Annotated in this window: 21 protein-coding genes; 15 read left to right on the forward strand and 6 right to left on the reverse strand. The window is 62.3% G+C overall.

What is annotated here, in order from left to right:
- The first annotated feature begins 160 nt into the window (after positions 1–160).
- Complete coding sequence (locus tag B3397_RS10080) at positions 161–988, forward strand: substrate-binding periplasmic protein (protein ID WP_414704368.1); 828 nt, start codon at positions 161–163, stop codon at positions 986–988.
- 4 nt (positions 989–992) lie between these two features.
- Here B3397_RS10080 and B3397_RS10085 read toward each other — a convergent pair whose 3' ends face one another.
- Positions 993–1,190, reverse strand: a complete 198-nt coding sequence (locus B3397_RS10085; protein ID WP_296249595.1) for a DUF6316 family protein — start codon at positions 1,188–1,190, stop codon at positions 993–995.
- Between the two features lie 62 nt (positions 1,191–1,252).
- Positions 1,253–2,629 (reverse strand): class II fumarate hydratase, encoded by a 1,377-nt coding sequence (locus B3397_RS10090; protein WP_296249598.1) that lies wholly within the window; start codon positions 2,627–2,629, stop codon positions 1,253–1,255.
- A gap of 224 nt (positions 2,630–2,853) precedes the next feature.
- On the opposite strand from B3397_RS10090, the gene B3397_RS10095 reads away from it, so the two are divergent.
- From B3397_RS10095 to B3397_RS10125, 7 genes are all read left to right on the forward strand, one after another.
- Positions 2,854–3,384 carry a DUF2059 domain-containing protein gene (locus tag B3397_RS10095; RefSeq protein ID WP_296249601.1) on the forward strand — a complete coding sequence of 177 codons (531 nt, stop codon included), beginning with the start codon at positions 2,854–2,856 and terminating at the stop codon, positions 3,382–3,384.
- Positions 3,385–3,398: 14 nt separating this feature from the next.
- Positions 3,399–3,695, forward strand: coding sequence for a BolA family protein (locus tag B3397_RS10100; RefSeq protein WP_296249604.1), 297 nt, complete (start codon positions 3,399–3,401; stop codon positions 3,693–3,695).
- Between the two features lie 176 nt (positions 3,696–3,871).
- Positions 3,872–4,810: a rhodanese-related sulfurtransferase gene (locus B3397_RS10105; protein WP_296249606.1), complete on the forward strand. Its 939-nt coding sequence runs from the start codon at positions 3,872–3,874 to the stop codon at positions 4,808–4,810.
- Positions 4,811–4,814: 4 nt separating this feature from the next.
- On the forward strand, positions 4,815–5,453 hold the full coding sequence (locus tag B3397_RS10110) for a DsbA family protein (RefSeq protein WP_296249608.1): 639 nt from the start codon (positions 4,815–4,817) through the stop codon (positions 5,451–5,453).
- Positions 5,446–7,278, forward strand: coding sequence for an ABC transporter ATP-binding protein (locus B3397_RS10115; protein WP_296249611.1), 1,833 nt, complete (start codon positions 5,446–5,448; stop codon positions 7,276–7,278). Before B3397_RS10110 ends, B3397_RS10115 begins: the two co-directional genes overlap by 8 nt.
- Positions 7,279–7,446: 168 nt before the next feature.
- A complete protein-coding gene (locus B3397_RS10120; protein ID WP_296249613.1) occupies positions 7,447–9,909 on the forward strand; it encodes an EAL domain-containing protein in 2,463 nt (820 codons plus the stop codon).
- A gap of 46 nt (positions 9,910–9,955) precedes the next feature.
- Positions 9,956–10,744, forward strand: a complete 789-nt coding sequence (locus B3397_RS10125) for a TenA family transcriptional regulator (protein ID WP_296249616.1) — start codon at positions 9,956–9,958, stop codon at positions 10,742–10,744.
- Positions 10,745–10,809: 65 nt separating this feature from the next.
- Here B3397_RS10125 and B3397_RS10130 read toward each other — a convergent pair whose 3' ends face one another.
- The 4 genes from B3397_RS10130 to B3397_RS10145 all read right to left on the reverse strand — a co-directional run bounded on the left by B3397_RS10130 (position 10,810) and on the right by B3397_RS10145 (position 14,426).
- Positions 10,810–11,553, reverse strand: a complete 744-nt coding sequence (locus B3397_RS10130) for a YciK family oxidoreductase (protein ID WP_296249617.1) — start codon at positions 11,551–11,553, stop codon at positions 10,810–10,812.
- A gap of 113 nt (positions 11,554–11,666) precedes the next feature.
- Entirely contained in the window at positions 11,667–12,338 is a 672-nt protein-coding gene (gene mupP, locus B3397_RS10135) for an N-acetylmuramic acid 6-phosphate phosphatase MupP (protein ID WP_296249619.1), read from the reverse strand.
- A gap of 2 nt (positions 12,339–12,340) precedes the next feature.
- Entirely contained in the window at positions 12,341–13,039 is a 699-nt protein-coding gene (ubiG, locus tag B3397_RS10140) for a bifunctional 2-polyprenyl-6-hydroxyphenol methylase/3-demethylubiquinol 3-O-methyltransferase UbiG (protein WP_296249621.1), read from the reverse strand.
- 58 nt (positions 13,040–13,097) lie between these two features.
- Positions 13,098–14,426 carry a TRZ/ATZ family hydrolase gene (locus B3397_RS10145; protein ID WP_296249623.1) on the reverse strand — a complete coding sequence of 443 codons (1,329 nt, stop codon included), beginning with the start codon at positions 14,424–14,426 and terminating at the stop codon, positions 13,098–13,100.
- Positions 14,427–14,532: 106 nt separating this feature from the next.
- Between B3397_RS10145 and mtnA the strand changes: the two genes are divergently transcribed.
- The 7 genes from mtnA (at position 14,533) to cmk (ending at position 25,209) form a co-directional block, all read left to right on the forward strand.
- The gene (mtnA, locus tag B3397_RS10150; protein ID WP_296249625.1) at positions 14,533–15,609 is read left to right on the forward strand and encodes an S-methyl-5-thioribose-1-phosphate isomerase; all 1,077 of its coding nucleotides are present in this window, start codon (positions 14,533–14,535) and stop codon (positions 15,607–15,609) included.
- Positions 15,610–15,964: 355 nt separating this feature from the next.
- The gene (gyrA, locus tag B3397_RS10155; protein WP_296249627.1) at positions 15,965–18,766 is read left to right on the forward strand and encodes a DNA gyrase subunit A; all 2,802 of its coding nucleotides are present in this window, start codon (positions 15,965–15,967) and stop codon (positions 18,764–18,766) included.
- Between the two features lie 219 nt (positions 18,767–18,985).
- Positions 18,986–20,071: a 3-phosphoserine/phosphohydroxythreonine transaminase gene (gene serC / locus B3397_RS10160; RefSeq protein ID WP_296249629.1), complete on the forward strand. Its 1,086-nt coding sequence runs from the start codon at positions 18,986–18,988 to the stop codon at positions 20,069–20,071.
- Positions 20,071–21,165 (forward strand): prephenate dehydratase, encoded by a 1,095-nt coding sequence (gene pheA / locus B3397_RS10165; RefSeq protein WP_296249632.1) that lies wholly within the window; start codon positions 20,071–20,073, stop codon positions 21,163–21,165. Before serC ends, pheA begins: the two co-directional genes overlap by 1 nt.
- A gap of 15 nt (positions 21,166–21,180) precedes the next feature.
- On the forward strand, positions 21,181–22,290 hold the full coding sequence (hisC, locus tag B3397_RS10170) for a histidinol-phosphate transaminase (RefSeq protein WP_296249634.1): 1,110 nt from the start codon (positions 21,181–21,183) through the stop codon (positions 22,288–22,290).
- On the forward strand, positions 22,259–24,544 hold the full coding sequence (locus B3397_RS10175; RefSeq protein ID WP_414704369.1) for a bifunctional prephenate dehydrogenase/3-phosphoshikimate 1-carboxyvinyltransferase: 2,286 nt from the start codon (positions 22,259–22,261) through the stop codon (positions 24,542–24,544). The genes hisC and B3397_RS10175 overlap by 32 nt, the downstream gene beginning before the upstream one ends.
- Positions 24,541–25,209 (forward strand): (d)CMP kinase, encoded by a 669-nt coding sequence (gene cmk / locus B3397_RS10180; protein WP_296249638.1) that lies wholly within the window; start codon positions 24,541–24,543, stop codon positions 25,207–25,209. The genes B3397_RS10175 and cmk overlap by 4 nt, the downstream gene beginning before the upstream one ends.
- Positions 25,210–25,227 lie beyond the last annotated feature (18 nt).

The following is a 25,227-nucleotide window of genomic DNA, read 5'->3' on the forward strand; positions in this document are numbered from 1 at the left end:
TGCGCTTACAGCCTAGAGCCTAACCAAGGGCGAAGAGTTCCGATATCCCCTGTATGTACCTGATTGCGTGACAAGTGCGATGGCCTATTTAGCAGTTGTCAGCTGGGGGCAAAACCCCTAGCGTACGCGCTTCTGAAAACCGGCTTGCGGAGATGTTGCCTTGAAGTTCTCGTGCGTAAAGGCTGCCCTGGCCTGCGTCACCTCTCTTGGGCTGTCGCTGTGGGCGTGTGTGGCCTGGTCCGCGCAGGAAATCCGCATAGGCGCCGCGCATTTTCCCCCGTATGTCGTGCACCCTGAGCAAAACGTCGACAATGGCCTGCTGGCGCAGTTGGCAGCGGCCTTGAACGGCGCGCAGGACGACTATCACTTCGTGCTGATACCTACGTCTTTGCCCCGTCGTTACCAGGATTTCGAGCAGGGGCGAGTGGACATGGCCTTGTTCGAGAATCCCGATTGGGGTTGGCAAGGCATTGCGCACGAGGCGGTTGATCTAGGGCTGGAGGACGCCGAGGTGTTCGTGACGCTCAAGGGCGACCATGAGCAGGACTATTTCGACGATCTGAACGGCAAACGCCTGGCGCTGTTCAGTGGTTATCACTATGCATTCGCCGGTTTCGATGCGAACCCGCAGTACCTGCTACGGCGCTTCAGCGCGACCTTGACCTATTCCCACGACAGCAACCTGATGATGGTTCTGCGCCAGCGTGCGGACATCGCCCTGGTCACGCGTTCGTATCTGCACGATTTCCTGGCTCGCAATCCAGAACTGGCAGAAAAACTGCTGGTCTCGCGCCGCATCGATCAGCACTACCACCATTACGCATTGGTCAGGCCAGGCGCGCCGATTACCGGCCATGCGTTCCAGGCTTTGCTGCAGCGCTTGCGCGCCGATGGCCAGCTATCCGCCTTATTTTCACCCTACGAAGTGGCGGTCCTGCCGTCTGAAGAGCAGCAGATGATGGCCCGAACCAAGCCCATCGCTCACTGACGGATCAATGATCCATGCGCTGACGCTTCGTCACCCGGCTGACATAGGCCTGGCTTTCCCGCTCCGCTTCCTCGCGGGTGGCGAACGGACCTTCAAGGGTGTTCTCCCGTGTGCTGAAGAAATAGAAGCCGTTGACCGTGCTGAAGCGCTCCGCACGAAAGTGCGTGGCCGGGCGCGGGTCTTGTGCACGTTTACCAAACATTGCATTGCTCCTCTGATGAACGCCGAATGGTGGAAAACCGGCGCCAATGGCGCCGGGAGCCCTTACAACATATCTTCAGGCTTGACCCACTGGTCGAACTGCTCGTCCGACAGGTGCCCCAGGGCCAGCGCCGCCTCACGCAAGGTCGAGCCCTCCGTGTACGCCTTCTTGGCGATTTCGGCAGCCTTGTCATAGCCAATGTGCGGGTTGAGCGCGGTCACCAGCATCAAACCACGTTCCAGGTGTTCTGCCATCTGCCTCGCGTCCGGAACCAGGCCAGCCACGCAATGCTCCTGGAAATTGCGGCAGCCGTCGGCCAGTAGTTTGATCGACTGCAGCAGGTTGTGGATGATCACCGGCTTGTACACATTGAGCTGCAGATGCCCCTGGCTGGCGGCAATGCCGATCACCACGTCATTGCCCATCACCTGACAAGCCAGCATGGAGAGCGCTTCGCACTGGGTCGGGTTGACCTTGCCGGGCATGATCGAACTGCCGGGTTCGTTGGCCGGCAGCTTGATTTCCGCCAGGCCTGCCCGCGGGCCGGAGCCCAACAGGCGAAAATCGTTGGCCAGCTTCATCAACGCCACCGCCAGGGTTTTCAGCGCCCCGGACAGCGTCGTCAGAGGCTCATGCCCGGCCAGGGCGGCGAACTTGTTGGGCGCAGTCACGAATGGCAGCCCGGACAAGGCTGCCAATTCCGCTGCGATCGCTTCGCTGAAGCCCTTCGGTGCATTGAGTCCGGTGCCTACGGCAGTACCGCCCTGGGCCAGTTCGCACACGGCAGGAAGGGCTGCGCGGATGGCTTTCTCTGCATAGTCCAACTGCGCAACGTAGGCGGACAGTTCCTGACCGAAAGTGATCGGCGTGGCATCCATCATGTGGGTGCGTCCGGTCTTGACCAGATGCATATGGCGTGCAGACAGATCAGCCAGGCCTTCGGACAGCTCGGCAATGCCCGGCAGCAGGTCACCTTGAACGGCCTGGGCGGCAGCGATGTGCATGGCCGTGGGGAAGCAGTCGTTGGAGCTCTGGGAGCGATTGACGTGGTCGTTGGGGTGGACCGGGGCCTTGCCGCCGCGGCCATTGCCCGCCAGCTCGTTGGCGCGCCCGGCAATCACTTCGTTGACGTTCATGTTGCTCTGGGTGCCGCTGCCTGTTTGCCACACCACCAGCGGGAATTGACTGTCCAGCTCGCCGCTCAGCACCTCATTGGCAGCCTGTTCGATCAGGCGAGCGATATCGGCGGGCAGGTCGCCGTTGCGATCATTGACACGCGCTGCGGCCTTCTTGATCAGCGCCAGGGCATGGGAGACCGGCAGTGGCATACGCTCGCTGCCAATCGCGAAATTGACCAGCGAGCGCTGCGTCTGGGCGCCCCAATAGGCGTCTTCAGGAACTTCGACCTGTCCGAGGCTGTCTGTTTCGATACGGCTCATGCTGTTCATACTCCTTGTTCGGGCTCGTGTCGCGCACTGGCGCGGTTACAGGCTTGCCTTAGACGCGGTGCTACCGCGGCCTTCGCTATTTAGGTAGCGTCCCTGGCTTCAGGTTCAATGAAACTGCATGTGCCGTTCGTAGCTCGGGGTTGAGTCACGCGCGCCCAAGAGCGCAGAATGATCGATTCTGGGGTTTTACCTCGCCTGCTAGATAAGGAAACTCGATGACTCGTTTTCGTGCCATCTGCACCGCGGCTGTTCTCGTCTGTGCCAGTGGCCAGGTGCTCGCCGATACCGCTAGCCACAATGCCAGCGCCGAAGCCTTCCTGATGATGGCCCACGCTGACAAGCTGGGTACCCCGGTGTACATGCAAGTGCAGCAGATGTTTGCTCAGCGCTTCGAACAAACCAAGGCGCCAGCGACCAAGCAAGCTACCCTCGAAACCTACCAGGCCAAGGCCAACGCCGCCCTGGACCAGGCCATTGGCTGGCCGAAGCTCAAGCCGGACATGGTCAAGCTGTACACCACCAACTTCTCCGAGCAGGAGCTCAAGGACCTGGTCAAGTTCTACCAGTCGCCGCTGGGCAAGAAAGTCCTCGAGAAGATGCCGGCCGTGACCCAGCAGTCCGCCCAGCTGACCCAGCAGAAGCTGGAAAGCGCGGTGCCGGTGGTCAACAAGTTGCTGGCTGACATGACCAAGGAACTCGACCCGCAAGGTGCCGCCAAGGCTGGCGCCGCGCCGGCCAAGCCGTAACGGAGCCGCCGTCGATGTCCATGCAGCAACGTATCCAATCGACCCTCGGGCTGTTGCAACCGCAACACCTCGAGGTGCTGGACGAAAGTCACATGCACAGCCGGGGTACGCAAACCCACTACAAGGCTGTAGTGGTGAGTGATCGCTTCGTTGGCCTCAACAGCGTCAAGCGCCACCAGTTGGTGTACGGCACGCTGAGCGAGCTGATGGGTGAGTTTCATGCCCTGGCGCTGCACACCTATACGCCCGAGGAATGGGCCAAGGTCGATGCGGCCCCCGCGTCGCCGACGTGTGCCGGCGGTGGGCACTGATCCACGGATTTTGCTAGAATCCGCAACCCGCCAGTGGCCAAGCCGCTGGCGGGTTTTTTGTGCCTGACCCTAGGTAAGTCTTGCAACCGCGAAGAATCTCGCAAGACCACCCAACACCCTATTGAACACATCCGGTCCGGCCCTTACGAGGCTGACCACCTGGAGATCTACCACCCATGACACAAGCCATCGTCGTGGCGGCACTGTACAAGTTCGTCACCCTGGAAAACTATGTGGAGATGCGTGAGCCGTTGTTGCAGGCCATGCTCGACAACGATATCAAAGGCACCCTGCTGATCGCCCAAGAGGGCATCAACGGCACGGTCTCGGGCAGCCGCGAAGGCATCGACGGCCTGCTGGCGTGGCTCAAGCTCGATCCGCGCATGGACGATATCGATCACAAGGAATCCTACTGCGACGAGCAGCCGTTCTACCGCACCAAGGTCAAGCTCAAGAAAGAGATCGTCACTCTAGGGGTGCCTGGGGTGGACCCCAATCGCAAGGTCGGCACCTATGTCGAGCCGCAGGACTGGAACGCACTGATCAGCGATCCCGAAGTACTGCTGATCGACACACGTAACGACTACGAGGTATCGATCGGCACCTTTCAGGGCGCCATCGATCCCAAGACCACCTCGTTTCGCGAGTTTCCCGAGTACATCAAGGCCAACTTCGACCCGGCGGTGCACAAGAAGGTCGCCATGTTCTGCACCGGCGGCATTCGCTGCGAAAAAGCCTCCAGCTACATGCTCGGCGAAGGTTTCGACGAGGTGTATCACCTCAAGGGCGGCATTCTCAAGTATCTGGAAGAGGTGCCCCAGCAGGACAGCAAGTGGGAAGGCGACTGCTTCGTCTTCGACAACCGTGTCACAGTGCGTCACGATCTCACCGAAGGTGACTATGATCAATGTCATGCCTGCCGCACGCCAATCAGCGTGCAGGACCGGGAGTCGGAGCACTACGTGGCAGGCATCAGTTGCCCTCATTGCTGGAACAGCTTGAGCGAGAAAACGCGTAAGAGCGCCATCGATCGGCAGAAGCAGATCGAACTGGCCCGCGCGCGCAACCTGCCACACCCTATTGGCCACAACTACCGCAAAGCCGCCCAGGATTGAAAGCATGTCGCGCAACCGCCTGATCTACGTGATGGACCCGATGTGCTCCTGGTGCTGGGGCTTCGCTCCAGTGGCCGAGGCCTTGATCCAGCAGGCGGAGGCCGCCGGGGTGAAAACCCACGTCGTGGTTGGCGGTCTGCGCACCGGCAGCGGCGCTGCCCTGGACCCTGATACCCGCGCCTACATCGTCAAGCACTGGCAGGCGGTGTACGAGGCCACCGAGCAGCCGTTCAAGTTCGAAGGTGCGCTGCCCGACGGCTTCGTCTACGACACCGAGCCTGCCTGCCGCGCGGTGGTGGTGGCGCGGGAGCTGGCTGCCGATCTGGCCTGGCCGCTGGCCAAGCTGATCGAGCATGCGTTCTATGCTCAGGGTGTGGACGTGACCCAGGCCGCTGAGCTGGTGCGACTTGCCGAAGTGGCCGGTATCCCGCGCATCGAGTTTGCCGAAGCGTACGACCGCGAAGCTGCGCTCCAGAGCACTCAGGTGGATTTTTCCTGGGCGCGTGACCTGGGCATCTCCGGTTTTCCGACGCTGCTTGCCGAGCGTAACGGGCAGCTGGCCTTGCTGACCAATGGCTATCAGCCGTTGACCGCATTGGCACCGCTGCTGGGGCGTTGGCTCGAGCGCGCCGCCCATGCTTGAGCCGTCGGCGCCCACCGATTCGAACGCTCAACCGTCTTCGCGCCAGGCCGACCGGCTGAGTTGGGCTGAAATCCGTCGGCTGGCGCTGCGCCATCGCAAAGCGCTGTGGATCGCCAATGGCGTGGCAGTGCTGGCGACGCTGTGCAGTGTGCCCATCCCCTTGCTGCTGCCGTTGCTGGTGGATGAAGTGCTGCTCGGCAATGGCGATGCGGCCCTGAAATGGATGGGGCACGTGCTGCCGTCGGCCTGGCAGGTGCCGGCCGGCTTCATAGGCGTGATGCTGGTGCTGACCTTGGCCTTGCGCTGCGGGGCTCTGCTGTTCAACGTGGTGCAGGCGCGGCTTTTTGCCAGCCTGGCCAAAGATATCGTCTACCGCCTGCGGGTTCGCCTGATCGAGCGGCTCAAGCGTATTTCCCTGAGCGAATACGAGAGCCTGGGCAGTGGCACCGTGACCACCCACCTGGTAACGGATCTGGACACCCTGGACAAGTTCATCGGCGACACCCTGAGCCGCTTTCTGGTGGCCATGCTGACCCTGGCCGGTACAGCCGGAATCCTCTTGTGGATGCACTGGAAGCTGGCCTTGTTGATTCTGCTGTTCAATCCGCTGGTGGTCTACGCCACGGTCAAGCTGGGCAAGCGCGTCAAACATCTGAAGAAACTGGAGAACGACAGCACCGCGCGGTTCACCCAGGCGCTGAGCGAGACGCTGGATTCGATCCAGGAAATCCGCGCGAGCAATCGCCAGGGGTACTTTCTTGGCCGGCTGGGCCTGCGTGCGCAAGAGGTGCGCGACTTTGCAGTGGCCTCCATGTGGAAAAGCGACGCCTCCGGGCGGGCCAGCGCCGTATTGTTTCAGTTCGGTATCGACATCTTCCGCGCCGCGGCCATGCTCACCGTGTTGTTCTCGGACCTCAGCATCGGCCAGATGCTCGCGGTGTTCAGCTACCTGTGGTTCATGATCGCCCCGGTGGAGCAGCTGTTGAACCTGCAGTACGCCTTCTATGCGGCAGGCGGCGCCCTGGGCCGCATCAACGAACTGCTGGCGCGAGCCGACGAGCCCGAGTACCCAGGGGGCAGCGACCCCTTCCAGGGTCGCAGCACCGTTGGCATCGAGGTACGTGGCCTGAGCTTTGCCTACGCCGAAGACAGCGTGCTGGATCGTCTGGACCTGAGCATCGCCCCAGGGGAAAAGGTGGCGATCGTCGGCGCCAGCGGTGGCGGCAAGAGCACGTTGGTGCAGCTGTTGCTGGGCCTGTACACCCCTCAGTGCGGAGAGATTCGCTTTGGTGGCGCCACCCAGCAGGCAATTGGCCTGGAAACCCTGCGCGACAATGTGGCGGTGGTGCTCCAGCACCCGTCGCTGTTCAACGACAGCATTCGCGCCAACCTGACCATGGGCCGCGACAGCACCGACCACGCCTGCTGGAACGCATTGGCGATCGCCCAGCTCGACAGCACCGTGCGGGCGCTTCCCCAAGGCCTGGACAGTATCGTCGGACGTTCAGGCGTCAGGCTGTCGGGTGGCCAGCGACAACGCCTGGCCATCGCGCGAATGGTGCTGGCCGAGCCCAAAGTGGTGATCCTCGATGAGGCGACTTCCGCTCTGGATGCGGCCACCGAATACAATCTGCACCAGGCGCTGGGGCAGTTTCTGCAGGGGCGCACGACCTTGATCATCGCCCACCGTCTTTCGGCGGTGAAGCAGGCTGACCGGGTGCTGGTGTTCGACGGCGGGCGGATCGCCGAAGATGGCGACCATCAGCAGTTGATCGCCGAGGGAGGCCTGTACGCCAGGCTTTACGGCTACCTGCAGCAAGTTTGATCTCGCTTCTCTATCAGAGAACGCTGTTCGATTGCAGGCAGGCCGTGTACAAACTGTTTCAAGTCGGTAAAAACTATCTCAATCTTTTCAAAAACTAGCCTAGTCTGTGCCAGTGGGGATTGAAGTTTTTACTCGGATGTTGCCTGGACTGCTGAAGCAAGGGACCTCATGAAGCAAGCACAGACGCTCGATACACCGAGATTATTGGGGATTGTCTGGCCATTCATCGCCGTCGTCGGGCTGATGGCGCTGTTGGGTTGCTTCAGTCTGTACGCGTTGTCTGCGGTGCGCAGCTATGTGGCGGGCGAAAGCTTCTGGTCCAAAGGCCAGAAGGACGCGATCTACTACCTCAATCTCTACGCCGACAGCCGCGATGAGCAGGTTTTCCAGAAATACCTGCGCGCGATCGCCGTGCCCCAAGGTGGCCATGAGCTGCGCCTGGCGCTGGATCGGCCCGAACCCGACATCGAAGCAGCGCGCGCGGGCATACTCAAAGGCAACAACCACCCGGATGACGTCAAGAACATCATCTGGTTGTATCGCCACTTCAGCGAAGTCAGTTTCATGGCCCGGGCCATCGATCGGTGGAAGATCGGTGATGCCTACCTGATGCAGCTGGATGCCGTCGCCCAGCAGATGCATGCCGCGCAACAGGCTGGCAGCGCCACCGACGCCGACATGGCGCGCTGGAAGGCGCAGATCATGAGCATCAACGATGAAGTCACGCCAGCGGCCATGGCCTTCAGCGTGGCATTGGGCGAAGGATCGCGCACGGTCCAATACCTGCTGGTGATCAGCAACTTGCTGGTGGCTGCGCTGCTGATTGCCCTGGCGCTGTGGCGTACGCGCAAGCTGCTCAATCAGCGGCATGCCTTTGCCTACGCGCTGCAGTTGGAAAAAGACCGTGCCCAAGTCACGCTGGCTTCGATTGGCGATGGGGTCATCACCACCGATGTCGATGGTGCGATCCTGTACATGAACCCCGCCGCCGAGCAGCTGACGCACTGGAATGCCGAGCAGGCCATGGGCTTGCCGCTGGCGGCGCTGTTCAATCTGCTGGACGAGAATGCCGAAAAAGACAGCTTCACGCTGATCGAGCACATCGTCAGCGGCGATCTGCGCGGGGGCAGCGAACACGCCAAGCTGATCCAGCGTCTGGACGGCAGCACGGTGTCGGTGACGCTGGTGGGCGCGCCGATCCAGACCGAGGATCGCATCAGTGGCACCGTGCTGGTGCTGCATGACATGACTCAGGAGCGGCAATACATTGCCAATCTGTCCTGGCAGGCCACTCACGATGCGCTGACAGGCCTGGCCAATCGGCGCGAATTCGAGTTCCGCCTGGAGCAGGCGCTGTCGTCGCTGATGCGTTCACAGACGCAGCATTCGCTGATGTTCCTGGACCTGGACCAGTTCAAGCTGGTCAACGATACCTGCGGCCATGCCGCCGGCGATGAACTGCTGCGCCACATCTGCGCGCTGCTGCAGTCGGGCCTGCGCGAAGGCGACACGCTGGCGCGTCTGGGGGGGGACGAATTCGGCATCCTGCTGGAGAACTGCCCGCCGGACATGGCCGAGAAGATTGCCGAGAATCTGCGCCAGACCGTCCAGAATCTGCACTTCGTATGGAAGGGCAGGCCATTCGTCACCACGGTCAGCCTGGGGCTGGTGCACATCAACCAGACACCAACCACCCTCGAAGCTTCGCTGCGGGCGGCAGACATGGCGTGCTACCTGGCCAAGGAAAAGGGCCGTAACAGGGTGCAGGTCTACCATGCCAATGACAGTGAGTTGTCGCTGCGTGTGGGCGAGATGGCGTGGGTGCAGCGGCTGCACATGGCCCTGGAAGAGAACCGCTTCTGCCTGTACGCCCAGGAAATCGCGGCCCTGAGTGGGGTGGACGAACGCAAGGGCGGACATATCGAGGTATTGCTGCGGTTGAACGACGAGTCGGGGCGAATCATCATGCCCGAGGTCTTCATACCGGCAGCCGAGCGCTACGGTTTGATGACCGCGCTGGATCGCTGGGTGGTGCACAATGTGTTCCAGGTGATCCGCCAGTGTATCGATCAGAATCAGCCCGGGCCGCTGGCAATGTGCGCCATCAACTTGTCGGGAATCAGTATCGGCGACGAGGAATTTCTGGAATACCTGCGCGAGCAATTCGAGCGTTATGCCATCCCGCCGGAATTAATTTGTTTCGAAATCACCGAGACCAGTGCCATCGCCAATCTCGGTAGTGCCATCCGCTTTATCAATGAATTGAAGAGCTTAGGCTGTCACTTTTCGCTGGATGACTTCTGTGCGGGTATGTCTTCGTTCGCCTATCTGAAACATTTGCCCGTCGATTATTTGAAAATCGATGGCAGTTTCGTTAAAGATATGTTGGACGACCCGATCAACAGGGCCATGGTCGAAGTGATCAACCATATTGGCCACGTCATGGGTAAACGCACCATTGCCGAGTTTGTCGAGACGCCACTGATAGAACAGGCTTTGCTGGAAATTGGCGTGGATTACGCGCAAGGATATTTGATCGAGCGGCCCCAAGTCTTTACCTGCGACAGTCTTCGACGTGAGCAGGGAAGGCTGAAGCCGCTTCGGTTCAGCGCGCCTAACACTTTTCGCTAAAGGCACTTTGCCACTGTTCTTCACTTAATTAAATGGAGGTTTGTCAGTGAAAGATCCCTTTATCCGCCTTGGTCCGCTAATGGATCCGAAAAGTTATCCGCAGTGGGCGCAGAAACTTATTGAGGATTGTGCGGAAAACAAGCGGCGAGTGGTCGAGCATGAACTGTATGCGCGGATGCGCGACAATCAGTTGAGCTCCAGAACTATGCGCCATTACTTGATTGGCGGTTGGCCCGTAGTTGAACAGTTTTCACTGTACATGGCGCAGAACCTGACCAAAACCCGCTTCGCCCGTCATCCGGGTGAAGACATGGCGCGCCGCTGGCTGATGCGCAACATCCGCGTCGAGCTTAATCACGCGGACTATTGGGTGAACTGGAGTCAGGCCCACGGCGTGAGCCTGGAAGACTTGCTGGCCCAGGATGTTCCGGCCGAGCTGCATGCCTTGAGTCATTGGTGCTGGCAGAGCTGTGCCACGGATTCGCTGGCGGTGGCCATGGCGGCGACCAACTACGCTATCGAAGGGGCTACGGGCGAATGGTCGGCTGTGGTGTGTGCCAACGACACCTATGCCCAGGCGTTTCCCGAGCAGCACCGCAAGCGCGCGATGCGCTGGTTGAGTCTGCATGCGCAATACGACGATGAGCATCCCTGGGAAGCATTGGAGATCATCTGCACCTTGATCGGCAACGAAGCCACGGTGTTCCAGCAGGCCGAGCTGCGTAACGCCATCTGCAAGAGCTACGACTTCATGTTCCTGTTTCTGGAGCGTTGCATGGCGCTGGAGCAGCGTGCCACCGGCCACGGCGTGGTCGAGAAGATGGCGCTGGCGTGATTCACGGCGGTGCGCCGCTCTACAGGAGCGGCGCACCGCCGCCAACACCGCGCTGACTACCGCAGCTACTTTTGCGCGTCGAATGCTTGCCCGTTGATGCCGGTGCTATCCGGACCCATCAGATACAGGTACACCGGCATGATGTCTTCAGGCGCCGGGTTTCGGCCCGGATCCTCGGCTGGGTAGGCCTGGGCGCGCATCGCGGTACGGGTGCCGCCAGGGTTGATGCTGTTGGAGCGAACGGCGGCCACGCCTTCGAGCTCGTCGGCCAGGGTCTGCATCAGGCCTTCGGTGGCGAACTTCGACACACCATAGGCGCCCCAGTGCGCACGGCCCTTGCGGCCCACGCTGCTGGAGGTGAACACCACTGAACCGTCCTGGGACAGTTTGAGCAGCGGCAACAGTGCGCCGGTCAGCATGAACGTTGCGTTGACGTTGACCTGCATCACTTGCATGAACTGCTCGCCGCTCAGCTGCTCCAGCGGTGTGCGCGGGCCGATGATCGAGGCGTTGTGCAGGAGGCCATCGAGGTGGCCGAATTCGCGTTCTATCATCGCGGCCAGTTCGTGGTACTGACCTGGCAGCGCGGTTTCCAGGTCGAAGGGAATGACAGCCGGTTTTGCATGGCCGGCGGCTTCGATTTCGTCATAGAGCGCGATCAGATGGGCTTCGGTCTTGCCCAGCAGCAGCACGGTCGCGCCATGGGCCGCGTAGGTTCTGGCAGCGGCAGCACCGATGCCGCGGCCTGCGCCGGTGACTAGAATGATGCGCCCGGCCAACAGATCGGGAGGGGCTGAGTAGTCGAACATCGGGTTGTTCCTTTTTCAGGTGGGGCGCCAGCATGAATGCAGTCGCACGGCGACCGGGACCCTGAGGGAGCGGGCTCTGCCCGCGAAAGGCGTTCGCCAACCCCCCAGTCAGATCAGCATCCGCACAACGCCTGATCCAGCACCTTGCGCAGGTCCAGTGGGCGGTCCACTACCACATCGGCGCCCCAATGATTGGGGTTGTCGCTGGGGTGGATGTAGCCGTAGCGCACCGCAGCAGTCTTGGTGCCGGCGTCACGGCCCGACTCGATGTCGCGCAGGTCATCGCCCACGAACAGGACGCTGGCAGGGTCCAGGTCCAGCTTGCTGCAGGCCAGCAACAATGGCTCGGGATCGGGCTTGCTGTTCTTCACATGATCCGGGCAGATCAGCACCGCGCAGCGCTCGGCCAAGCCCAGCTGTTGCATGATCGGTTCGGCGAAGCGTACGGGCTTGTTGGTCACCACGCCCCAGATCAGGTTAGCCTTCTCGATGTCGGCGAGCAGTTCGGCCATGCCTTCGTACAGGTGGCTGTGCACGGCGCAGCCGACCTGATAGCGCTCGAGAAACTCCAGGCGCAGCGCTTCGAACTCCGGCGCGTCGGGCGACAGGGCGAAAGCCGCGGAGACCATCGCCCGCGCGCCACCGGAAATCACGTCGTGAATCAGCTTGCCGTCCACCGCTGGCAAGCCGCGCTCGGCCAGCATCGCCTGACAGATGGCGATGAAGTCGGGCGAGGTGTCCAGCAAGGTGCCGTCCATGTCGAAGAGTACGGCTCGAAGGCGCATGTTTATTCCTCGCGCAGGGTCTGGATCATGTAGTTGACGTCGACGTCCGAGGCCAGCTTGTAGTGCTTGGTCAGGGGGTTGTAGGTCAGGCCGATGATATCCTTGACCGTCAGCCCAGCCTCACGGCTCCAGGCGCCCAGCTCGGAAGGGCGGATGAATTTCTTGAAGTCGTGGGTGCCGCGTGGCAGCAGCTTCATGATGTACTCGGCGCCGATGATGGCGAACAGGTAGGCCTTGGGGTTGCGGTTGATGGTGGAGAAAAACACCTGGCCGCCGGGCTTGACCATGCGAAAGCAGGCGCGGATCACCGAAGAAGGATCGGGCACGTGCTCGAGCATTTCCAGGCAGGTCACCACGTCGAATTGCTCCGGGCATTCCTCGGCCAGGGCCTCGGCAGTGGTCTGGCGGTACTCCACCTGGACCCCGGATTCCAACTGGTGCAATTGAGCGACCGCCAGTGGCGCTTCACCCATGTCGATGCCGGTCACGGTGGCGCCGCGCAAGGCCATGGCCTCGCTGAGGATGCCGCCCCCACAGCCCACGTCCAGCACCTTCTTGCCGGCCAGCTTGACGCGCTCGTCGATCCAGTTGACGCGTAGCGGGTTGATGTCGTGCAGCGGCTTGAACTCGCTGTTGCGGTCCCACCAGCGGTGAGCCAGGGCTTCGAATTTGGCGATTTCGGCGTGATCGACGTTGCTCATTGGGTGTCCTCTAAACGGTTTGATTCTTCAGATCGTGGGTGGGGCGAGCGGCGCTCGATCATTCAGCGGCCCCGATGCGCTCACCCCAGGCGATGGCGGTGGCGCGCAGTTGCTGTTCATTCAGGCGCGTCAGGCGCCGCTCGTCCAACAGGTGTTTGCCGGCGACCCAGACATGCTGCACGCAGTCTCGACCGCAGGTGTAGATCAATTGCGATACCGGGTCGTAGACCGGTTGCTGGGCCAGCTGGGACAGGTCGAAGGCGACGATGTCCGCCGCCTTGCCCACTTCCAGCGAGCCGATATGCTGTTCCAGGCCCAGCGCGCGGGCGCCGTTGAGCGTCGCCATGCGCAGGGCCCGATGGGCGTCCAGCGCGCTCGCCGAGCCAGCCACCGCCTTGGCCAGCAGCGCGGCCGTGCGGGTTTCGCCGAGCAGGTCGAGATCGTTGTTGCTGGCTGCGCCATCGGTGCCGATGGCCACGTTCACGCCCGCCTGCCAGAGCTTCTCGACCGGGCAGAAGCCGCTGGCCAGCTTGAGGTTCGATTCGGGACAGTGCACCACGCTGGTATTGCTCTCTACCAGCAGCGCCAGGTCCTCATCGTTCACCTGGGTCATGTGCACGGCCTGAAACCGCGGTCCCAGCAGGCCCAGTCGGGCGAGGCGGGCGAGGGGGCGTTCGTGGTTCTGGTCCAGCGCATCCTGGACTTCGCTGGCCGATTCGTGGACATGCATATGAATGGCGGCGTCCAGTTCGTCGGCCAGTACCCGGACCTTTTCCAGGTTGTCGTCGCTCACGCTATAGGGCGCGTGGGGCCCGAAAGCGATGCTGATGCGCGGGTGGTGCTTGAGATCATTGAACAGCTCGACGCCCTTGTGCAGGGCTTCGTCGGCGGTGCGTGCCCCGGGAATGGGGAAGTCCAGCACGGCAATGGTGATCTGCGCGCGGATACCGCTGTCATGGACCCGGCTGGCCGCCGTGGCGGGAAAGAAATACATATCCGAAAAGCAGCTGATGCCGCCTTTCAACTGCTCGGCGATTGCCAGGTCGGTGCCGTCGCGCACGAAGTCTTCGTTGACCCAGCGCGCCTCGGCGGGCCAGATATGCTTTTGCAGCCAGGTCATCAGCGGCAGGTCGTCGGCCAGGCCGCGAAACAGCGTCATGGCGGCATGGCCGTGAGCATTGACCAGCCCCGGCGCCAGCAGGCTACCCGGCAGCTCACGGGTTTCCAGCGCTGTCAGGCGCAGCGCCGCTTGCCGAGGGCCGATGAACACGATGCGACCGTCGCGGATGCCCAGGCCATGCTCTTTGAGCACCACACCGGCCGGCTCCACTGGCACCAGCCAGGTCGGCAGCAACAGCAGGTCCAGTGGAGTGTCGGCGTTGGGCATGGCGGAGTCCGGTGCAGATGAACGATGATGGCGAAGTATACCCGAGCGTCTTCACCGGGGGCTCGCTATAATCGACCGCTTTTGATGTCTGAGTATGGGGTGAGGCATGCGCGATCGACTGTTGGCTGCCGAAAGAGTGAAAGCCATCGATTGGCGCGATGGCGCTTTGTATCTGTTGGATCAGCGCGCACTGCCGGCGCAGGAAGTCTGGCTGTCCTTCGTCGATGCTGCCGGCGTGGCCAGCGCCATCCGTTCGATGGTGGTGCGGGGTGCCCCGGCCATCGGCATCTGTGCCGCCTACGCTGTGGTGCTGGCCGCCCGCTTGCGGGTGGTCGCTGGCGGCGACTGGCGCAGCGCGTTGGACGAAGACTTCAAGCTGCTGGCCGCCTCCCGGCCTACCGCGATCAACCTGTTCTGGGCCTTGGGTCGGATGCGTGAGCGTCTGACCCGGCTGCGTCCGACCGACGACCTGCTCACCGTGCTGGAAGCCGAAGCACTCGCCATCCACGAGAGCGACCGTGAAGCCAACCTGACCATGGCCCAACTGGGTGTCGACCTGATCCGTCGGCATCAGGGCAATCTGCAGACCGTACTCACCCATTGCAACACCGGCGCGCTGGCTACGGGCGGTTTCGGCACGGCGCTGGGCGTGATTCGCGGCGCATTCCTGGAGGGCATGGTCGAGCGCGTCTACGTCGATGAAACCCGGCCCTGGCTGCAGGGCTCGCGATTGACCGCGTGGGAACTGGCCAACGAAGGCATTCCAGTGACCGTGAACGCCGATTCCGCGGCGGCCCACCTGATGAAGACCAAGGGCATCACCTGGGTCATCGTCGGCGCCGATCGCATCACGGCCAATGGCGATGTGGCAAACAAGATCGGCACCTATCAACTGGCGGTGTGCGCCATGCACCACGGGGTACGCTTCATGGTGGTGGCGCCCAGTTCGACCATCGACATGAATCTGGCCAGCGGCGAGGACATTCCCATCGAGGAACGCGACGGCCGGGAACTGCTGGAAATCGGCGGCCAGCGCATCGGTGCCAATGTCGATGCCTTCAATGCCGTGTTCGATGTGACACCGGCCGATCTCATCGATGTGATCGTGACCGAGAAGGGCATCGTCGAGCGCCCGGACACTGCCAAGATGGCTCAACTGATGTGCCGCAAGCGCCTTCACTGAGCCGCCACGCCACCTCACCTGGCCGATCAGGTCGATCTGGCGGCCGGTCTGGACAAAAAACGCACATCTTTTCACTGCCGATTTGTGCTCCAAGCCCCTAAGAGCCACCTTGCAGGGCGATCCTGCTCAGATTAATGGTCCTGCCAGGGTTTTAGGGGATAGGTCCCTGACGGCGATTGTGGTAACATCCGGCGGTTTTCGGGGCTGCATTGCGGTGCTGCCCTGACGCCGCTGATCCATGGCATAACTCGTTGATTTGTCGTAAGTCGCTGCTGGCACCTGGCCACGGCGGCGAGCTTCGTTCGTCCCGCAGGGGCGCGGCGGAGTTTCACCAGAAAAAGGAATCAGGCTTCTCATGGGCGAACTGGCCAAAGAAATCCTCCCGGTCAATATCGAAGACGAGCTGAGACAGTCCTACCTCGACTACGCAATGAGCGTAATCGTCGGTCGTGCACTGCCTGATGCGCGTGATGGCTTGAAGCCCGTGCATCGCCGCGTTCTGTTTGCGATGAGTGAACTGGGCAACGATTGGAACAAGCCTTACAAGAAATCCGCCCGTGTGGTCGGTGACGTCATCGGTAAGTATCACCCCCACGGTGACACGGCCGTCTACGACACCATCGTACGGATGGCGCAGCCATTCTCGCTGCGCTACCTGCTGGTCGACGGCCAGGGCAACTTCGGTTCGGTGGACGGTGACAACGCCGCGGCCATGCGATACACCGAAGTGCGCATGACCAAGCTGGCGCACGAGCTGCTGGCCGACCTGCACAAGGAAACCGTCGACTGGGTGCCCAACTACGACGGCACCGAGCTGATCCCCGCGGTCATGCCGACCAAGATCCCCAACCTGCTGGTCAACGGCTCCAGCGGCATTGCCGTGGGCATGGCCACCAACATTCCGCCACACAACCTGGGCGAAGTGCTGGACGGCTGCCTGGCCGTGATCGACAACCCGGACGTCACCATCGATGAGCTGATGCAGTTCATCCCTGGCCCGGACTTCCCGACCGCCGCCATCATCAACGGCCGCCAGGGCATCATCGAGGCTTACCGCACCGGCCGCGGCCGCATCTACATGCGTGCCCGCTCCCACGTCGAAGACATCGACAAGGTCGGTGGTCGCCAGCAGATCGTGGTCACCGAACTGCCGTACCAGTTGAACAAGGCGCGCCTGATCGAGAAGATCGCCGAGCTGGTCAAAGAGAAGAAGCTGGAAGGTATCTCCGAACTGCGCGACGAATCCGACAAGGACGGCATGCGCATCGTCATCGAACTGCGCCGCGGTGAAGTGCCGGAGGTGATTCTCAACAACCTCTACGCGCAAACCCAGCTGCAGGCCGTGTTCGGCATCAACATCGTCGCGCTGATCGACAACCGCCCGCGCATCCTCAACCTCAAGGATCTGCTCGAAGCCTTCGTTCGCCACCGTCGCGAAGTGGTCACTCGGCGTACCGTGTTCGAGTTGCGCAAGGCCCGCGAGCGCGGCCATATCCTTGAGGGCCAGGCCGTTGCCCTGTCCAACATCGATCCGGTCATCGCCCTGATCAAGGCCTCGCCGACACCGTCGGAAGCCAAGGAAGCTCTGATCAGCACCCCGTGGGAATCCAGTGCCGTGGTGGCCATGGTCGAGCGCGCCGGCGCCGAATCGTCGCGCCCCGAGAACCTGGACCCGCAATACGGTCTGCGCGACGGCAAGTATTTCCTCTCGCCGGAACAGGCCCAGGCGATCCTCGAGTTGCGTCTGCACCGCCTGACGGGTCTGGAGCATGAGAAGCTTCTGGCCGAGTACCAGGAGATTCTCAACCAGATCGGCGAGCTGATCCGCATCCTCAACAGCGCCGAGCGCCTGATGGAAGTGATCCGCGAAGAGCTCGAGCTGATCCGCGCCGAATACGGCGACGTGCGTCGCACCGAGATCCTCGATTCGCGCCTCGACCTGACCCTGGGTGACATGATCCCGGAAGAAGAACGCGTGGTGACCATCTCCCACAGCGGTTACGCCAAGACCCAACCCCTGTCCTCCTACCAGGCCCAGCGCCGTGGCGGCAAGGGCAAGTCGGCCACCGGAGTCAAGGACGAGGACTACATCTCGCACCTGCTGGTCGCCAACAGTCACGCCACCCTGCTGCTGTTCTCCAGCAAGGGCAAGGTGTACTGGCTCAAGACCTACGAAATTCCCGAAGCGTCACGCGCCGCCCGTGGTCGGCCGCTGGTCAACCTGCTGCCGTTGGACGATGGCGAGTACATCACCACCATGCTGCAGATCGACCTGGAAGCCTTGCAGGCCAGTGCCGGTGCCGACGAAGATCTGGACGACGCCGATGACGCCGTGCTCGAAGGCGAGATCGTCGAGCCGGAGGAGGTCGTCGAGGCCGCCGAAAGCGAAGACGGCGACACCGCCGAACTGGTGGCAGAGCCTACCGGCGCCTACATTTTCATGGCGACCGCCTTCGGTACGGTCAAGAAAACACCGTTGGCCCAGTTCGCTCGCCCACGCTCCAGTGGGCTGATCGCACTGAAGCTCAAGGAAGGCGACACCCTGATCGCTGCGGCCATCACCGACGGCGCCAAGGAAGTCATGCTGTTCTCCGACGCCGGCAAGGTGATTCGCTTCGCCGAGAGCGTCGTGCGCCAGATGGGCCGCGGCGCCCGTGGTATCCGCGGCATGCGCCTGGGCAAGGGCCAGCAGTTGATCTCCATGCTGATCCCGGAGTCCGGCGCGCAGATCCTCACCGCTTCGGAGCGCGGCTTCGGCAAGCGCACACCGCTGAGCAAGTTCCCACGTCGCGGCCGTGGCGGTCAGGGCGTGATCGCCATGGTCACCAAGGAGCGCAACGGCAAGCTGATCGGCGCGATCCAGTCCCAGGAAGGCGAAGAGATCATGCTGATCTCCGACCAGGGCACTCTGGTACGCACCCGCGTCGGCGAAGTCTCCAGCCTGGGCCGAAATACCCAGGGCGTGACCTTGATCAAGCTGATCACCGACGAGAAGCTGGTAGGCCTGGAGCGTGTTCAGGAGCCTTCGGAAGTCGAGGGTGATGAGCTGGAAGAGGGCGTGATCGACGAGGCGGTCGAGGGTGTCGAGGCCGTCGACCCAGAGGTGGGCGAGGGTGATGCCCAGGCCGATGCTGTGGATGATGCGCCTGAAGAGTAATCTGTAGGGCAGGCATATCGGCGGCGCAGCCATCGCGGGCGGAGCCCGCTCCCACGGGGGGTATGCGGTGCATTTGGGAATCACTTGCTGCACAGGTGATTTTCGATGCTGCAGTCCACTGGGGGAGCGGGCTTTGCCCGCGATGAGGCCGGCCTTCACGCCCCGCAGACCCGAGATACACTGGGCCCAGCCCCGAATTCAAGCAGAGCGAGAGTGGATGTGAGCAATCGAGCCTTTAACTTCTGCGCAGGTCCCGCTGCGCTTCCCGAAGCAGTGTTGCAACGTGCCCAGGCGGAGATGCTGAACTGGCGCGGCAAGGGTCTTTCCGTCATGGAAATGAGCCACCGCAGCGACGAGTACACGGCCATCGCCGAGAAGGCCGAGCAGGATCTGCGCGATCTGCTCAACGTTCCGTCCAACTACAAGGTGCTGTTCCTGCAAGGCGGTGCCAGTCAGCAGTTCGCCGAAATCCCGCTGAACCTGCTGCCGGAAAACGGCACGGCGGACTACATCGAGACCGGTATCTGGTCCAAGAAGGCCATCGAGGAAGCCCGCCGCTACGGCAACATCAACGTTGCTGCCAGCGCCAAGTCCTACGACTATCTGGCCATTCCCGGCCAGAACGAATGGAACCTGACGCCAGGGGCCGCCTACGTCCACTACGCCTCCAACGAAACCATCGGCGGCCTGGAGTTTGACTGGGTGCCTCAGACCGGCGATACCCCGCTGGTGGTCGATATGTCCTCGGACATCCTCTCGCGCCCCATCGACGTCTCGCAGTTCGGCCTGATCTACGCCGGCGCACAGAAGAACATCGGCCCCAGCGGCCTGGTGGTGGTGATCGTGCGTGAAGACCTGCTGGGCAACGCCCGCAGTGCCTGCCCGACCATGCTCGACTACAAGGTCGCGGCGGACAACGGCTCCATGTACAACACCCCGGCGACCTATTCCTGGTACCTCTCGGGCCTGGTGTTCGAGTGGCTCAAGGAGCAGGGTGGCGTCGATGCCATGGAGCAGCGCAACCGCGCCAAGAAAGACCGCCTGTACGGTTTCATCGACAGCAGCGCGTTCTACAGCAACCCGATCTCGGCCAACGCCCGCTCGTGGATGAACGTGCCGTTCCGCCTGGCTGACGAGCGTCTGGACAAGGCCTTCCTGGCCGGCGCCGATGCCCGCGGCCTGCTCAATCTCAAGGGTCACCGTTCGGTCGGTGGCATGCGCGCCTCCATCTACAACGCCCTGGGCCTCGACGCCATCGAAGCGCTGGTCAGCTACATGGCGGAGTTCGAAAAGGAAAACGGCTGATGTCCGAGCATGAACTCAAGGCCCTGCGGGTCCGTATCGACAGCCTCGACGAGAAGATCCTCGAGCTGATCAGTGACCGTGCCCGCTGCGCCGAAGAAGTGGCCCGCGTCAAGATGGCTGCCCTGGCCGAGGGCGAAGTGCCGGTGTTCTATCGCCCCGAGCGTGAAGCCCAGGTGCTCAAACGGGTGATGCAGCGCAACAAGGGGCCGTTGAGCAACGAGGAGATGGCGCGTCTGTTCCGTGAGGTGATGTCGTCTTGCCTGGCGTTGGAGAACCCACTGAAAGTTGCTTACCTGGGGCCTGAAGGGACCTTCACCCAGGCTGCAGCCATGAAGCATTTCGGCCACGCAGTGATCAGCAAGCCGATGGCGGCCATCGATGAGGTGTTCCGCGAAGTGGTCGCCGGAGCGGTGAACTTTGGCGTGGTCCCGGTGGAAAACTCCACCGAGGGCGCGGTCAACCACACCCTCGACAGCTTCCTGGAACACGACATGGTGATCTGTGGTGAGGTCGAACTGCGTATCCACCACCATTTGCTGATCGGCGACAACACCAAGACCGACAGCATCAGCCGTATCTATTCCCATGCCCAGTCGCTGGCCCAGTGCCGCAAATGGCTGGACGCCCATTACCCCAATGTCGAACGCGTCGCGGTATCCAGCAATGCCGAAGCGGCCAAGCGCGTCAAGGGCGAGTGGAACTCGGCGGCTATTGCCGGCGACATGGCCGCAGGGCTCTACGGCCTGGAGCGCCTGGCAGAGAAAATCGAGGATCGGCCAGACAACGCCACGCGTTTTCTGATCATCGGTAATCAGGAAGTCCCTCCCACTGGCGACGACAAGACCTCGATCATTGTCTCCATGAGCAACCGTCCGGGTGCGCTGCATGAGCTGCTGGTGCCGTTCCACGACAACGGTATCGACCTGACTCGCATCGAAACGCGGCCTTCGCGCAGCGGCAAGTGGACCTACGTGTTCTTCATCGACTTCGTGGGTCACCACCGTGATCCGCTGATCAAGGGCGTGCTGGAAAAAATCAGCCAGGAAGCGGTAGCACTCAAGGTGCTGGGCTCCTACCCCAAAGCAGTTCTTTAAGAAGGGTTTGCACGCATGACTGATTTCCTTGCCCTGGCCCAGACCGGCGTTCAGCAACTTTCCGCGTACGTCCCCGGCAAGCCGGTGGATGAACTGGCCCGCGAGCTGAACCTGGATCCGGCCAATATCATCAAGCTGGCCAGTAACGAAAACCCACTGGGCGCCAGCCCGAAAAGCCTGGCGGCGATCCAGAAAGAACTCGCCGAGCTGACCCGTTACCCCGATGGCAACGGTTTCAACCTCAAGACGTTGCTGGCCCGGCAGTGTCGGGTAGAGCTTTCCCAGGTCACCCTGGGCAATGGCTCCAACGATATTCTGGAGCTGGTAGCAAGGGCTTACCTGGCGCCTGGCCTGAATGCGGTCTTCAGTGAGCACGCCTTTGCGGTCTATCCGCTGGTGGTCCAGGCAGTCAATGCCGGCGCACGGGTGATTCCGGCGAAGGACTGGGGTCATGATCTGCCGGCCATGCTGGCGGCCATCGACGACAAGACTCGCGTGGTGTTCATCGCCAACCCCAACAACCCCACGGGTACCTGGTTCGGTCCACAGGCCCTGGAGGAGTTCCTCAAGGCAGTGCCGGAGAGCGTCCTGGTCGTGCTCGACGAGGCGTACATCGAATACGCCAGCGGTGGCGAGCTGCCTGACGGCCTGGACTACCTGGCCGATTACCCGAACCTGCTGGTCTCGCGCACCTTTTCCAAGGCCTATGGCCTGGCGGCGTTGCGTGTCGGTTACGCGTTGTCGTCCCCCGTGGTGGCCGACGTGCTCAATCGGGTACGCCAGCCGTTCAACGTCAACAGCCTGGCCCTGGCCGCCGCGTGTGCTGCGCTTGGCGATACCGATTACCTGGCGCGTAGCCGTGAACTGAACACGGCGGGTATGCAGCAACTGGAGAATGGTTTTCGCGATCTGGGCCTGGAATGGATACCCTCCAAGGGCAATTTCATCGCTGTCGACGTCGGGCGCGAAGCGGGCCCGGTCTTCCAGGGCCTGCTGCGCGAAGGCGTGATCGTGCGTCCAGTGGCCGGGTACGGCATGCCCAACCACTTGCGGGTGACCATCGGGTTGCCGCGTGAAAACAGTCGCTTCCTCGATGCGTTGCGAGCGGTGCTGGCACGTGGGTGAATTCACGCAATTGCAATCCGCCGAGGCTAAGATCGGCCGCCTGGTGGTCGTCGGTCTGGGCTTGATCGGCGGGTCGTTTGCCAAGGGCCTCAAGCAAAGCGGTCTGTGCTCGGAAGTGGTCGGTGTGGATCTGGACGCGCAATCCCGGCTGCGCGCCGTGGAGCTGGGCGTGGTCGACCGCAGCGAGGCAGATCTGGCCCGCGCCTGCGTCGGGGCTGACGTGATTCAGTTGGCGGTGCCGATCCTGGGCATGGAGAAGGTCCTGGCCGCGCTGGCCAGGCTGGATCTTGGTCGGGCGGTGATCACCGATGTCGGCAGCGCCAAGGGCAATGTGGTCCGCGCCTTCCGCCAGGCATTTGCCGGCGACCTGACGCGCTTTGTACCCGGCCATCCGATTGCCGGTTCCGAGCAGAGCGGGGTGGAAGCTTCCAACCCCGATCTGTTCAAGCGGCACAAGGTGATCCTGACGCCATTGCCGGAGACCGACCCGCGCGCGTTGCAGCAGGTCGATGCGCTGTGGCGTGCGCTGGGCGCGGATGTCGAGCACATGGAAGTCGACCGCCACGACGAAGTGCTGGCCGCGACCAGCCATCTGCCGCACCTGCTGGCCTTCGGTTTGGTCGATTCGTTGGCCAAGCGCAGTGAAAATCTGGAGATCTTCCGTTACGCTGCTGGCGGTTTCCGCGATTTCACAAGGATCGCAGGCAGTGACCCGGTCATGTGGCACGACATCTTCCTCGCCAACCGCGAGGCCGTCCTGCGCACACTCGATACATATCGCAGCGATCTCGACGCCTTGCGCGACGCGGTCGATGCAGGGGACGGGCACCAATTGCTGGGCGTGTTCACACGCGCTCGGGTGGCCCGCGAGCATTTCAGTAAAATCCTGGCCCGTCGGGCCTATGTGGACGCTATGAATTCCAACGACGACCTGATTTTCCTGGGTAAACCCGGCGGCAGCCTCTCTGGCCGTATTCGCGTACCGGGTGACAAATCCATTTCCCATCGCTCGATCATGCTCGGCTCCCTGGCTGAGGGCACCACCGAGGTCGAAGGCTTTCTGGAAGGCGAGGACGCGTTGGCGACCTTGCAGGCCTTCCGCGACATGGGCGTAGTCATCGAGGGTCCGAACCAGGGCCGCGTGACCATCCATGGTGTCGGCCTGCATGGCCTCAAGCCGCCGCCGGGCCCGATCTATCTGGGCAACTCCGGCACCTCGATGCGCCTGCTGTCCGGTATTCTCGCGGCGCAGAGCTTCGACACCACCCTGACGGGCGATGCGTCGCTGTCCAAGCGTCCGATGAACCGCGTGGCCAATCCTCTGCGGGAAATGGGCGCCGTCATCGAAACGGCCGCCGAAGGCCGTCCGCCCATGGTGATCCGTGGGGGGCACAAGCTCAAGGCTCTGAACTACACGCTGCCGATGGCTTCGGCGCAGGTCAAATCGTGCCTGTTGCTGGCGGGCCTGTGGGCTGAAGGCAAGACCACCACCACTGAACCGGCTCCGACCCGCGACCACACCGAGCGCATGCTGCGCGGGTTTGGCTACCCGGTGGAAGTGAATGGGCCGCAGGCTTCGGTGGAGTCCGGCCACAAGCTGACCGCGACCCATATCGAAGTGCCGGGGGACATTTCCTCCTCGGCGTTCTTCCTGGTCGCGGCCTCCATCGCCGAAGGTTCTGACCTGACGCTGGAACACGTGGGTATCAACCCCACGCGTACCGGCGTGATCGACATCCTGCGCCTGATGGGTGCCGACATCACGCTGGAGAATCAGCGTGAGGTGGGCGGCGAGCCCGTGGCCGACCTGCACGTGCGTGCGGCCAGCCTCAAAGGGATCGAGATCCCCGAAGAACTGGTCCCACTGGCCATCGACGAGTTTCCTGTGTTGTTCGTGGCGGCCGCCTGCGCCGAAGGGCGTACCGTGCTGCGCGGCGCCGAGGAACTGCGGGTCAAGGAGTCCGACCGCATCCAGGTGATGGCCGATGGCTTGCTGGCATTGGGCGTGAAGTGCGAACCCACCCCCGACGGCATCATCATCGACGGTGTCGGCGCGGGCGTGCCGGCCATGGGTGGCGGCGAAGTCCACGGCCATGGCGACCATCGCATCGCCATGGCATTCAGTGTGGCCTCCCTGCGCGCGAGCGCGCCGATCCGCATCCATGACTGCGCCAACGTCGCCACCTCGTTCCCCAACTTCCTGGGCCTGTGTGCCCAGGTGGGCATCAACGTGGCCGAAGAGGGCAAGTCGTGAACGTGGCGCCGGTGATCACCATCGACGGCCCCAGCGGTTCGGGCAAGGGCACCATCGCCGGTATCCTGGCCAAGCGCCTGGGCTGGAATCTGCTCGACTCGGGCGCACTCTATCGCCTGTTGGCCTATGCGGCGCAGAATCACGGCGTGCAGTGGAGCAACGAAGCGTCGCTGATGGTGATGGCTGCGCACCTGGACGTGCAGTTCATCGGCGAGAAGATCATTCTGGAAGGCGAAGACGTCAGCAAAGACATTCGCAACGAGCAGATCGGTGCCGGCGCCTCACAGGTCGCTGCGCTGCCAGCCGTGCGCGACGCTTTGCTGCAGCGTCAGCGGGCGTTCCAGGAAGCACCCGGGCTGGTGGCCGACGGTCGCGACATGGGCACCGTGGTGTTTACCGAGGCGCCCCTGAAAATTTTCCTGACCGCCAGCGCCGAGGAACGGGCGCGGCGACGTTACTTGCAGTTGAAGGCTGCGGGCAACGATGTTAGTCTGTCGAGTCTGCTAGATGAGATACGTGCACGCGATGAGCGTGATACCCAGCGCGCAGTAGCCCCGCTCAAGCCGGCGGCCGATGCGATACAGCTGGATTCCACCGAATTGTCCATCGAGCAGGTGTTGGAACGCATCATGAGCGAGATCGCGCTTCGCGATATCGCCGGGTGACGAAGAAGCCATACGGGA

Origin of the sequence: Pseudomonas sp. UBA4194 (genome assembly GCF_002379585.1) — a bacterium.
Lineage (GTDB): Bacteria > Pseudomonadota > Gammaproteobacteria > Pseudomonadales > Pseudomonadaceae > Aquipseudomonas.